General features: G+C 42.8%; 9 protein-coding genes. 7 read left to right on the top strand and 2 right to left on the bottom strand.

Features of this window, described 5'->3' with window-relative positions; translation table 11 throughout:
• Nucleotides 1–245: 245 nt before the first annotated feature.
• Nucleotides 246–1,121 carry a hypothetical protein gene (locus tag HGR01_RS19805; protein WP_045870765.1) on the top strand — a complete coding sequence of 292 codons (876 nt, stop codon included), beginning with the start codon at nt 246–248 and terminating at the stop codon, nt 1,119–1,121.
• Between the two features lie 59 nt (nt 1,122–1,180).
• On the opposite strand, the gene HGR01_RS19810 is transcribed toward HGR01_RS19805, so the two are convergent.
• A complete protein-coding gene (locus HGR01_RS19810) occupies nt 1,181–2,602 on the bottom strand; it encodes a WGR domain-containing protein (protein ID WP_045870764.1) in 1,422 nt (473 codons plus the stop codon).
• A gap of 84 nt (nt 2,603–2,686) precedes the next feature.
• Nucleotides 2,687–3,691 carry a glutaminase A gene (glsA, locus tag HGR01_RS19815; protein ID WP_045870763.1) on the bottom strand — a complete coding sequence of 335 codons (1,005 nt, stop codon included), beginning with the start codon at nt 3,689–3,691 and terminating at the stop codon, nt 2,687–2,689.
• Between the two features lie 1,034 nt (nt 3,692–4,725).
• On the opposite strand from glsA, the gene HGR01_RS19820 reads away from it, so the two are divergent.
• The 6 genes from HGR01_RS19820 to HGR01_RS19845 all read left to right on the top strand — a co-directional run bounded on the left by HGR01_RS19820 (nt 4,726) and on the right by HGR01_RS19845 (nt 13,367).
• Entirely contained in the window at nt 4,726–5,832 is a 1,107-nt protein-coding gene (locus tag HGR01_RS19820; protein ID WP_045870762.1) for a septal ring lytic transglycosylase RlpA family protein, read from the top strand.
• Between the two features lie 230 nt (nt 5,833–6,062).
• Nucleotides 6,063–7,676: a bifunctional pantoate--beta-alanine ligase/(d)CMP kinase gene (locus tag HGR01_RS19825; RefSeq protein ID WP_045870761.1), complete on the top strand. Its 1,614-nt coding sequence runs from the start codon at nt 6,063–6,065 to the stop codon at nt 7,674–7,676.
• Between the two features lie 875 nt (nt 7,677–8,551).
• A complete protein-coding gene (locus tag HGR01_RS19830; protein WP_045870760.1) occupies nt 8,552–9,151 on the top strand; it encodes a superoxide dismutase in 600 nt (199 codons plus the stop codon).
• A gap of 92 nt (nt 9,152–9,243) precedes the next feature.
• A complete protein-coding gene (locus HGR01_RS19835; protein ID WP_210403097.1) occupies nt 9,244–9,477 on the top strand; it encodes a hypothetical protein in 234 nt (77 codons plus the stop codon).
• Between the two features lie 24 nt (nt 9,478–9,501).
• Entirely contained in the window at nt 9,502–10,095 is a 594-nt protein-coding gene (locus tag HGR01_RS19840) for a CHAT domain-containing protein (RefSeq protein WP_045870759.1), read from the top strand.
• A gap of 122 nt (nt 10,096–10,217) precedes the next feature.
• The gene (locus HGR01_RS19845) at nt 10,218–13,367 is read left to right on the top strand and encodes an NB-ARC domain-containing protein (protein ID WP_155539275.1); all 3,150 of its coding nucleotides are present in this window, start codon (nt 10,218–10,220) and stop codon (nt 13,365–13,367) included.
• The last annotated feature ends 5 nt before the right edge of the window (nt 13,368–13,372 follow it).

Below are 13,372 nucleotides of genomic sequence, written 5' to 3' on the forward strand. Positions count from 1 at the left end.
GAAGTTATTTGAAAACTAATGACAATCCTATATTTATCTACATACGGAAATATTTATTGTTAGATATCTAACTTTAATTTATTTTTAAGCTATGCCACTAATCCTAATTGGTAAAAATATTTTATAAAGCTATTATAAACTTTCTGTGAATTCAGAGATAAATACTTGGACAAACCAAGAAAAAGGTACATACAATACATAACCAAATCATCATCTTGCTTACATATTAAGCTCGCTAAAAATATATGAGTACCATGTTTAAAAAGGTACAAAATAAATTTCTCAGAAATATCTATAATCTGCCATTTTTGCAGCATCAGGCAGAGATTGAGTATCAAAACTTAGTAAAAATGCATATTGCAAATTTACCACTAATCTCTGCGACTGATCAAAATATCGTTGACACTCTCAATACTGAAGGAGTCGTAATTACTTCATTAGCAGATTTGGGAATATCATCGAGTTCTAACATGTTTCAAGCAGCAGAAAACCTGATGCATAAAATCCCACAAAGTATTCCAGTTAATCGGAATGAATTCTCTATTCATGCAACTTCCCAACAAATCATGGCACATCCAGAGATTTTTCTTTGGGGAGTAGAACAACGTTTAATTAATATAGTCGAGAATTATCTGAGCTTACCAGTAGCCTATCATGGAGCATATTTTCGTAGAGATATTGCCAACCAAGTAGAGCAACAATCTAGGCTATGGCATATAGATAAAGAAGATAAAAAAGTACTGAAAATAATTGTTTATCTACATAATATGGATGAAGATAACGGGCCTTTTCAATATCTCCCCATATCTGTAACAGAATCAGTAAGTCACTTACTTAAATATCATCATGGCTATATTCAAGATAAAACTATGCAACAGATCATATCACCTGCTAACTATAAATCTTGTCTAGGCCCAGCTGGTACAGTAGTCTTTGCTGCCACTGGTAGCATCTTCCATCGAGGTAAGTTACCTGTAAAGTCTGATAGATTTGCCATCTTTTTTGACTACACTTCCCGAAAGCACAAACTCTCATTTTATAGCACATCTTCACTACCCCAGGAAGATGTGGCTTTACTGGCGAAAAATCTTTCCCAAAAACAAAGAGATTGTCTAAGCTAATGCGCGTCTAAATTGCATAACTAGTAATCAGGGCTGTTGATTGTTGACTGTTGACAGAATTAGATTAACTTTTTGATATCACCAAATGCACGGTAGAAGCCACCACTAGCTGACTCGCGGATTTCTTCTACAAGATAACGTTGTCCTTCTTGGCGAATATCTTTGGGGAATTGTACTTTCCAGTTGGGATTGTACCCTGGCGAGATAACGCGGACTCTCAATTTATTTCCCTCTTTAAAGCACTCAACAATTACCCCTTGGCTGCTATCTGTTGTAGTTTCGACAACAGCAGAAGGTGCTGCGCCTTCTCCTTTTGGTGCTTTAATAATGGCTGCTTGGGGAATTGTACCTGCTTGAGCCGCTTGGATAGCAGCTTCACTAGCATCTATACAAGCTAGAGAACCATCGGTAGTAACTATATAGATGTGATTCTCAAAAAACTGCATCGATAATGCTGAAGCACAGCCAGTAGAAAGCTTCCACAAGCGTTCCCCCGATTCATTGAAACAGTAAATGGATGAACTGTTATCACCAGCAAACACATACTTACCATCTGCGGCTGTAGCACAAGAATAAACAGATGCGTCGCACTTGTAAACTGGGCCAGCTTTACCTTGCTTGCTAAAACAGTAAATTTTTTGGTCACTTGCACCTGCGTAAACGGCTGATGTTTCTTGCCAACCGAATAATACAGCACCACCTGTTTGTTGATGCCAAAGCATCCGACCTTCTTGATTATCATACATAGTCACGCCTTGAGAGTGACCGTGATAGACACCAGCTTCATCACAACGTACCATCCAGCCAGATTGACCTTGACTTAAACGCGTCCATTGTGATTCATCTTCATGATCGATTGTCGTGACACCACCGTTAGCATCGGAAACAGCTAACAAGCCATTGTTAATATCTAGCCAAAAGATATCGACATTTTCATCAATATTATATGCAACGCGAGGTAACTTCCCTGTCAAGTCGTAGACGTTGCCATCATCGCAGCCAGCATAAATCCAGATATCATCAGCAACTAGACATTTCACACCATCAGGCAGCTTAAACTGGTTAATAACTTGACCTTGATGATTCAGCGCAAAAACTTGACCTGCTTGATTACCCACCCAGCAACGATTACCGTCAATAAAAATGCCAAAGGCTGCGGAATTAGAGTTAAATTTCCAGAGAATTGGCGCTTGTTGTGCTGTCGAGGTGGTACTGGTAACTGCGCGTCTAGTCACCGAACGCTTTTGACGCACACCCATAACGGCTGGTTCGTAACCTTTCGCCAATTTTTCTTTAATCTTCTTGTTGGCTTCGGCTTTAGCTTTGTCTGGGGTGGGGTAAGTTTTCCTCTGAGTTTGCCCTGAGTCGCCAATACGACCATAACGTATTGTTACTTCAGTATCTTTGATGATGACTTCATAAAATTTATGAGAACCTCCATTTGCTTCAGAAAGCTCTAGGTAGGTCTTTTCTTCAGCCATGACATTTTATCCTAAACATAAAATTGGGAAAATGGATATTTTGGCTTAGTTGTAAATGCTACCTTTTGGATTGTCAATTAACCATCATGCTGTTGCAGGTGGCTGACAGAAAGTTTCACCAAACTTTGAACCCTTACTAGAACATTCAAATAGATGTAAGCCTAGTTGCTGGGAAAGTTCTTCGCATACCTTAACCCCGCGCACGCTGTTACCTCGCACATCTAACGGTGGAGAAAAGACCGCAATTCCCATTTGGTTGGGAACAACAGCCAAGATTCCGCCACAAACACCGCTTTTCGCAGGAATACCGATTTTATAAGCCCACTCACCAGCAAAATTATACATCCCACAGGTGTACATAACGCTCAAAATGTCTTTTATGTAACAACTTTTTACTGCCTGTTCCTGAGTAATGGGGTTAATGCCTCTGTTGGCTAAAGTTGCTGCCATCACTGCCAAATCACGGCAATTGACCATCACCGCACACTGCTGAAAGTATAAATCTAAGGACTCTTCAATATTTTGGTCAATCATGCCAAAGTTGAGCATGAGATGAGCCATAGCGCGGTTGCGATGTCCGGTGCTGCGTTCAGAAGTAAATACAGAAATATCAACGAATACATCATGACCGATGTATCTTCTAAACATATCCAGCATCCGGTTAAGGCGTTCGGTAGCACCAGCACCTTTGATTAAACTAGTAGTGGCGATCGCACCTGCATTTACCATTGGATTTAATGGTCGATTGGATTGCTCATCAAGGATAATGGCGTTGAATGCATCTCCTGTCGGTTCTACACCAACCCTAGTCAAGACATAATCTCGTCCATGATCCTCAAGGGCCAATCCGTAAGCAAAGACCTTAGAAATTGACTGAATGGTAAATAGTTGCTCGTAATCGCCAACTTCGTAAACCTGACCATCTACCGTCACAATGCAAATGCTAAACAAGTCAGGATTTACCTTTGCTAGTTCTGGAATGTAGTTGGCTACTAGACCGTCTCGCAGCGACTTGTACTTGGAATGCAATTCCTGAAGAACATCGGGAAATGGCGATGCGACTATTTCTAAACTTCCTTGGTGTGCCATGAGGCTTACAGCTTGCTTTAAAAAATCATACTCAATCAACTACTGTAGGCAAAAATGTGGTTTTATTTTCATGTGTTGGGGATTGGGGATAAGGGGAGAAAGGGGAAGGGGGAAACGGAGAAGGGGAGAAAGGGGAAATTATTATTACTCATTACTCATTACTCATTACCCATTACCCATTCCCCAGTCCCCATTCCCCATTCCCCAGTCCCCAGTCCCCAGTCCCCAGTCCCCAAACACAAATAGATACCATCTTCTGTGACCTATGCTTTAAGCCTGTTTATCGCTGCTGATATATGTATTTGATGACGGCTACTGATGGCTTGAGTCTCTTTTGAAATTACTTAATTATAAGTATGTCACATATTATACAACAAACTTTTTAGAGTATTTATGCTGAGTCGGTCTAAAAGCTAAAGTTAATTATATAACTTCTGTTTAACTGACAATGAATTTATCCTTATCAGGAGATATGTAACAAAAATAACTTTTTAATTTATTATGAAGTTAATGTGAGGTTTATATTTTTTATTCTGTAATTCTTGTTACAAAACAAATCTGAAGATTTATAAAAATTAAATTAACTTAAGTCTTATAAGTATATATTCGCAAATTTTAAAATAATTAGTTATAGATTTTCAGCTAATGTTTTGCGTCAATCTCGAAGGAGCGAAAAGCTACATATATAAGCAATATTGGGTGAAAAATTTGGCAGTTCTAGCTCAATTTCTACTCACGAAAATGTTAATTTTTCATAAGAAAAGTTTTACTTATCAAAAAAAACGTTACATAGCCGAAATCCGCATTTGAGAAAGCTTTGAGCCTTGAAAATAAGATCTAATTTTGCTAAAGTTACCAAGACTTACGCTAAAACCCTGATCCCCAAGCTCAAAGGTTCGTGTTAGTCTGTTGCAGTTACAAAACAGAAAAGTGAAAGCGGAACGAGTTCGAGTTGAAGGGAACAACACTTTTACTGGTGCATAATCCCACGAACCGTGAAACCTCTGTTCTACAGTCGCTTTAAAATCGGACGCATGAATCAAAGACATTTTTGGACTATTGTCGCCGTGTTTCTAACTGTTTTAGGGATGCCCTCAGTTGGACGCACTCAAACCACTAAGGGAGATGCTCTTGCTTCTCAACCATCGCCAGCAGGTGAGGTTGTCAAAGTAGGAGAGTACCAATCCTCAGCAGAGAAACCAACCTCTGATGCTGTGATTACAGAAATTCATCCTCACAGCATTGCAGGTCGTAAGGCGGCAACCCTTTTTATCCGAAATATTCCTGTTATTACCTTTCTGAGTTCTTTATCAGCCGAGAGTAGTGAGAGCAAGGTTGGAGTAATTGACAACCCTGGGGGCGTACAAGGTTACGCCCCTCTTGCTAGCAATACAATCAAAGTGGCAAGTAATGGGAATTTGACGGATGTAGGTAACCAAATTACCGCTACTCACGATGACCCAGTGGAAAGAGCTGGTGTAATAGCAACAAAAATTAACCAGTTGCTGCGGGACGGAGTAGATGCCAGTCAGATTAGTGTCAGCTGGAAAGGAGGCGGCGAAGGGAAAGTCGCCAGTCAAAGCCAGAACAAAGGTGCCTCCGATCTGCAAAAAGCAGGCGATCGCTATACGATCAAAATCAAAGGTGAAGAATTGGTGGAAATCAATGAAAATACCCGCCTAGCAAATTCCACCAACGATTTAGCACAAGATGCATTGCAAGCCACTAACCGGATGCGGAGACTCATGGGCAATGCATCTCCCATCAGCGAAATTGCAAATTTACCAACTCGTTCGCCATTATCATTACCCAAGTTGCCACAGCAAGTTGCCATTGGCCCAGTGCGAATTACCCTAAGTGGCATTGCTTCGTGGTATGGTTACGATGGCTCTGGCAGCCGCACTGCTAGTGGTAAGAGGTTTCATCCCGAAGGCATGACTGCTGCCCATCGTAGCTTGCCGTTTGGTACAAGAGTACGTGTAACTAACACCCGCAATGGTCGTTCTGTAGTGGTGTCTATTACTGACCGTGGCCCATATATTCGGGGTCGAATTATTGACCTGTCTGCTGGTGCGGCGCGGATTTTAGGAATGATGGGTAGTGGTGTTGCACCCGTGAGAATTGAAGTATTAGGCAGATAAGAAAAGCTGAAGGGATTAAGGCTGAAGTATGAAGAGTTCCCTTGTTCTCTTTGTCTTGATCCCTAATTCTAGAAACTTAATACTTTTTTATAAAATTCCTACCCACTTTCAACTCTTTACTCTTTACGTTTCGATTCGCTATCACTTAAATTCCCCTAGTTGAACAAATCTTCCCCCAGTTTCAGAGATAAACTAACGGGGGAGGGATCGATAAAAACTAGGGGTTTTTTGTGCGCCTGCTGACAACAGTTGCAGCTTTAAGCTGCTTTTTAACTCAACGCCGCTTGGAAAGTAAATGTTTGGTTCCAGATGATCTGGTTCTAGATGAAATGTCTAGCTGGGATCGGACAGCTATCGGTTTGGTACCAACAATGGGAGGGTTACATCAAGGTCATTTAAGCTTGATGCAACGAGCGCGGCAAGAAAATTCTACGGTGATTGTCAGTATTTTTGTCAATCCACTGCAATTTTCTCCCAATGAAGACTATAACAAGTACCCCCGGACTTTAGAGCTTGACATGCAACTGTGCGAACAAGCTGGGGTGGACTTAATTTTTGCTCCGACTCCGGAAGAAATGGGAGTTTCGCAGAAGAGTATACAAGAATCGAAGGTTACACAAGTAATCCCTCCTTCTGCTATGATAACAGGCTTGTGCGGTGGTTCTCGGCTAGGTCATTTCCAAGGTGTGGCCACGATTGTGACCAAGCTTTTTAACTTGGTACAACCTGACCGAGCCTACTTTGGCCAAAAGGATGGTCAGCAACTAGCAATTATTCGACAGTTAGTAGCTGATTTGAATTTTCCGGTAGAAATTGTTGCTTGTCCCACGCTGCGCGAAGCGTCGGGTCTAGCCTTCAGTTCTCGCAATCAGTATTTGAGTGCATCGGAAAAACAGCAGGCGGCGGTTTTATATCGTGGCTTGCAGCAGGCTGAAGCTGCTTTTAAAGCGGGGGTTCGCAACAGCGACGAGCTGATCGCGGCAGTTCGCCAAGAAGTAGCAATGGTCACTAATGTGTTAGTGGAATATATTGAATTGGTTGAGCCGAATACATTGATGTCGTTAGTTAAAGTTAAGGAGGAAGGAATGCTCGCGATCGCAGCTCGTCTTGGTTCTACAAGGTTGATTGACAATATTTTATTAAGCGATCGCCTACCCATCATCGCTATTGACGGCCCAGCCGGCGCAGGTAAGTCTACTGTGGCGCGACAGGTGGCGGCAAAACTCGGTCTGGTGTATCTTGATACTGGATCTATGTATCGTGCTGTTACTTGGTTGGTGTTGCAACAAGGTATTACCATAGATGATGAATGTGCGATCGCGGAATTAGCTAGTTCTTGTGAAATTCAACTGACTCCTAGCCAAGATTTACAATCTCCTGTGCAGGTTTGGATTAACGGGACTAATGTTACCCCAGTGATTCGCACTGTAGAGGTAACATCTAAAGTCTCAGCTATCGCTGCACAAACTGCGGTACGTAAAGCTTTAGTCAAACAACAGCAAAGCTGGGGAAAAAGAGGTGGTTTAGTTGCAGAAGGAAGAGACATTGGAACTCATGTCTTCCCCGATGCAGAAGTCAAAATCTTTTTAACCGCCTCTGTAACTGAACGTGCGCGTCGCCGCCAGGAAGACTTTAAAAAACAAAATCTGCCGGAAGTTAATCTAGAACAGTTAGAACGGGACATTGCCGAACGTGACTGGAAAGATAGTACGCGCAAAGTTTCACCTTTGCAAAAAGCAGCAGATGCAATCGAAATCCAAACTGATGGACTTAGCGCATCTGAAGTTACTGCCAAAATCGTTGACTATTGCCAACAACGCATATCACAGTTGTCATCTCTTTGATTCACCTGGGATTGGGGGCTGGGGATTGGGAACTGAGGAATGGTATTTGGGGATTGAAATTGAGATTTAGGTTTTCAACCCCAACCAATTTGCGAAAGACGCTATTCTTCAGTACCTAGTCGCCAGTCTCCAAGCGCTAATTTTTAACTAAACCGTACAAACCTGGGAAAAATAATCCTAGCTGCGACTTGCTCATATAGAGCCAACCATTGATGAAGACATGCATGTCTGCGAAAATTTTGCGATCGCAAATTAATATGTCGCTAGCAGTCAAATTTAGTGATGTTTGAATATAAATTGATTTCTAGATGAATTCATCTAGCTAAAGATAGATTTTAAATTATTGAACTAATGTTACCAGGGCTAGAAGTTTTTAGCCATAGAAGTGGCGCTAAATAGAATGGTTGAACATGGCTATTTAAAACTGAGGTGAAAACCCAACTAATATTCCTTTGCCAGCAATAACCACCATCTGAAGGGCTAGACCGAAATTCAGCGCAGCATAGTACAAATATCTAACCAGATGAAAATACCTTAAACACCTATCAATCTAGTCTTTTTAACTTTTAACTTTTGACTTTTGACTTTTGACTTTCGCCCAGCAGCATCAGGCCCCATCTCCCACTATTAGCGTGTCAATTCTAGATGTGCCCTTAATAGTGAGTTAGTGAATTTTGCATTTTTACCCATTGGATTGCTGATTTTACCTATTGTAAAAAATCTATAGTTTTAATTTTCAGTTTGGTAGTAAAATTACCATGTTAAGTTTTATGTTCCAACATTTAGGACATCAAACTTACGAAGATAAAAGCTGTAATTTCCTAAACATCTGAATAGCTTTAAACTGGAAAACGGTAAAGAGAGGATTTCACACAATGGCATTTACACAGCCCCCCCTACCCTACGACTTTAATGCACTAGAGGCGTATGGCATGAAAGGTGAGACTTTTGAGTATCACTATGGTAAGCACCACAAAGCTTATGTAGATAACCTCAATAAGTTAGTTGATGGTACAGAACTTGCTGATAAATCCTTAGAAGAAGTAATCACAACTTCCTTTAAAGATGCTTCTAAGGCAGGAATCTTTAACAACGCGGCTCAAGTGTGGAACCACACCTTTTTCTGGAACTCACTCAAACCAGCAGGTGGCGGACAACCTTCTGGCGCACTAGCCGACAAGATTGATAAAGATTTTGGTAGCTACGATAAGTTCAAAGAAGAGTTCTCTAACGCTGCTGCAACTCAGTTTGGCAGTGGATGGGCTTGGTTGGTTGATGATGGTGGTACTTTAAAAGTTATCAAAACACCAAATGCCGAGAACCCTCTCGCCTATGGTAAAAAGGCAATTTTAACCCTAGATGTTTGGGAACACGCCTACTACATCGACTTCAGAAATGCCCGTCCTGCATTTATCAAAAATTACCTAGATCAATTAATTAACTGGGACTTTGCGGCTGATAACTTCGCCGCCTAAATATGTAAGGTTAAAGGGGAAAGGGGAAAGGTTAAAGGGGAAAGGTGATTTCTCTTTCTGCTTTTCCCCTTTCTCCTTTTTATAGTTGTCAATTGGGGACTGGGGACTGGGGACTGGGGACTGGGGACTGGGGAGATGAGGGAGATGAGGGAGATGAGGGAGATGAGGGAGATGAGGGAGATGAGGGAAATGAGGGAGATGAGGGAGATGAGGGAGATGAGGGAGACAAGAAGAAATTACCCATTACCAATTACCCATTACCCCTTCCCCATGTCCCATGCCCAATGCCCCATGCTCAATGCCCATTCCCCAAGATGTATACTTAAAAACAGCCCTTCCCAACCCTGGCAATGACTGTTAAACCGCAGAAAATTCTGATATTAGCTGCAAATCCTAGCAATACATCACGATTGCGTCTCGATCAAGAATTGCGTGATATTAAGGAAGGCTTGCAAAGGTCGCTCAATCGAGAGAACTTTGACTTACGGTATGATTTAGCAGTACGTCCGAGGGATATTCGCCGCGCTATTTTGGATTATCGACCAAATATTATCCATTTTTCTGGGCATGGCGCAGGGATACAAGGACTAGCTTTTGAGGATGAAACAGGAAAATCACAGCTAGTTACGGGTGAAGCATTAGCTGGGTTGTTTGGACAGTTTTCTAAGCAAGTAGAATGTGTGCTGTTGAATGCTTGTTACTCGGAAGTTCAAGCTGAAGCTATTTCACAACAGATTAATTATGTGATTGGGATGAACGATCGCATCGGGGATAAAGCTGCGGTTGAGTTTGTGGTGGGTTTTTACGATGGGCTTTTGGCTTACAATCCCGAATATGATGAAGGTGCGCCTGTAGAGTTTGCTTTTAATATTGCCAAGAATGCAATACAGTTAGCTGGCGTATCTGGCGAGTTGATTCCTGAACTTAAAAAAAAACCAATTTAACCCCCCTTCACCAACCTTTAGGCAATCTTACCAACGTTCCAGAATACCCTCCGCACTTTTTACCCCGTCCTGAAGAACTTACACCCTTAAAACAGAAAGTATTATCACCAACAAAGCAACCTGTGGGGATTACAGGGAAAAGTCGGCGTGTAGGTGTACAAGGGATGGGCGGAATTGGTAAAACAGTCTTAGCTACAGCCTTAGCGCGGGATGAAGAAGTGAGAAAGGCGTTTCCTGATGGGGTGTTGTGGGTAACATTGGGACAAACGCCGCAGATTTTAACTTGGCAATCCTATCTAGCTTCGGCGTTGGGTGAGAAGCAAGCGGCTTTTACCGAGGTGGGATTGGCGAAAGCGCAGTTACGGGAGTTATTTGCACAGAAAGCTTGCTTGCTGATTTTGGATGATATCTGGCGTTTGGATGATGCAACAGCGTTTGATGTGTTGGGGGAACGCTGTCAGATGTTAATTACTACTCGTGATGGGGCGATAGTCACGGGGTTGGGAGGGGAAGAGTATCAGCTGGCAATTTTAGGTAAACAACAGGCGTTAGAACTTTTGGCAGATTGGGCAAATCAACCAGAAATTTTGCAAACTACCCCGCATAACGATGTTACTTTGCAGGTAGCGAGAGAATGTGGATATTTGCCCTTAGCATTGGCGATGGTTGGCGCGATGATGCGGGGTAAACCGCCAAATCGCTGGCAGAATATTTTAGAAAAATTGCAAAGTGCTGATTTAGAGAAAATCAAACAACAGTTTCCCGATTATCCTTATCCCGATTTACTCAAGGCTATTGCCGTTAGTGTGGCGGCTTTGGATGAGAATTGCCAACAGAGGTATTTAGATTTTGCAGTATTTCCAGAAGATACACCCATACCCGAAGCAGTTTTGCAGACTTTTTGGCAACCCTTGGGCTTAGATGAGTTTGATAGCCAAGATGTCATTGATGAATTGGTGAGTAAATCTCTGGCTTTGCGGGATGAAGCGGGAAGTTTGCGGTTGCATGACTTGCAGTTTGATTATGTTAGGAAGCAGTACACCACCTTAGCAAAGGAAAGTGAGGGGATAGGGTTTTTACACAATCGGCTGTTAAATGCTTACAGCGAAAAATACCCCGAAGACTGGCATAGTTTAGAAGATGACGGCTATATCTGGCAAAATTTAGCCTATCATTTGGTGGCTGGGGGAAGGGAAGGAGAATTACAACAACTGCTGGGTGATTTTCGCTGGTTGCAGGCGAAGTTGGAGACCATCAATATTAATGCTTTGCTAACAGATTATGATTTTTTGCTGGAGGATGAGAATTTACAGTTAATTCAAGGTGCATTGCGACTGTCGGCACATGTTTTAAATGAGGATAAACAGCAATTGGCGGGGCAATTATTAGGGCGGTTGCTGGGTTTTGCAAGAGAAGAAATTCAAAGATTGTTAAACCAGGCACAGCAAAGTAAAACTCCTTGCTTGCTTCCGCAAACAGCAAGCTTAACTCCTCCTGGCGGCTTCTTAGTACGTACCTTGGTGGGTCATAGTGATTCGGTAAATGCAGTTGTCTTCACCCCAGATGGCAAATACGCGATTTCAGGTTCCCATGACACCACCCTCAAAGTCTGGAATTGGAAAACTGGCGAACTACTGCGGACTCTCGCAGGTCATAGTAACTTGGTAAATGCGATCGCCCTCAACCCAGATGGCAAATACGCGATTTCAGGTTCCCATGACACCACCCTCAAAGTCTGGAATTGGCAAACAGGGGAAGAACTGCGTACCTTAGCGGGTCATAGTGGCTGGGTAAAAGCAGTTGCCCTGACTCCAGATGGCAAATACGTGATTTCTGGTTCTTCTGACAAAACCCTTAAAGTCTGGAATTGGCAAACAGGACAAGAACTGCGTACCTTAGCGGGTCATAGTTCTTATGTATATGCAGTTGCCCTCACCCCAGATGGCAAATACGCGATTTCTGGTTCCGATGACAACACCCTCAAAGTCTGGAATTGGCAAACAGGGGAAGAACTGCGTACCTTAGCGGGTCATAGTGGCTGGGTAAAAGCAGTTGCCCTGACTCCAGATGGCAAATACGCGATTTCTGGTTCCAATGACACCACCCTCAAAGTCTGGAATTGGCAAACAGGACAAGAACTGCGTACCTTAGCGGGTCATAGTTTCTGGGTAAATGCAATTGCCCTGAGTGCTGATGGCAAATACGTGATTTCCGGTTGCGATGACTACACCCTCAAAGTCTGGAATTGGCAAACAGGACAAGAACTGCGTACCTTAGCGGGTCATAGTTTCTGGGTAAATGCAGTTGCCCTGAGTGCTGATGGCAAATACACGATTTCTGGTTCCGGTGACTACACCCTCAAAGTCTGGGATTGGCAAACTGGGCAACAACTACGTACCCTAAAAGGTCATAGTCACTGGGTAAGAGCAGTTGCCCTGAGTGCTGATGGCAAATACACGATTTCTGGTTCTTGGGACAAAACCCTCAAAGTCTGGGATTGGCAAACAGGACAAGAACTCCGTACCTTAGTGGGTCATAGTGACTCGGTAAATGCAGTTGCCCTGAGTGCTGATGGCAAATACACGATTTCTGGTTCTTGGGACAAAACCCTCAAAGTCTGGAATTGGCAAACCGGACAAGAACTCCGTACCTTAGTGGGTCATAGTGACTCGGTAAATGCAGTTGCCCTGAGTGCTGATGGCTTATACGCGATTTCTGGTTCCGATGACAAAACCCTCAAAGTCTGGAATTGGCAAACAGGACAAGAACTCCGTACCTTAGCGGGTCATAGTTCTGGAGTAAAAGCAGTTGCCCTGAGTGCTGATGGCTTATACGCGATTTCTGGTTCCGATGACAAAACCCTCAAAGTCTGGAATTGGCAAACAGGACAAGAACTCCGTACCTTAGCGGGTCATAGTTCTGGAGTAAATGCAGTTACCCTGAGTGCTGATGGCTTATACGCGATTTCTGGTTCCAATGACAACACCCTCAAAGTCTGGAATTGGCAAACAGGACAAGAACTGAGTACCTTAGCGAGTCATAGTTCCTATGTATATGCAGTTGCCCTGAGTGCTGATGGCAAGTACGTGATTTCTGGTTCTTGGGACAACACCCTCAAAATCTGGAATTGGCAAACTGAGGAAGTAATTGTCAGTTTCATCGGAGATGGGGGAATATATTGCTGTGCTGTTGCACCCGATGGTGTGAGAGTTGTTGCTGGGGATGCATCAGGAGGGGTGCATTTTTTGCGCTTGCAAGGCACAAAAGAGTAATTCGT

This window comes from Tolypothrix sp. PCC 7712, from assembly GCF_025860405.1.
Taxonomy (GTDB): domain Bacteria; phylum Cyanobacteriota; class Cyanobacteriia; order Cyanobacteriales; family Nostocaceae; genus Aulosira; species Aulosira diplosiphon.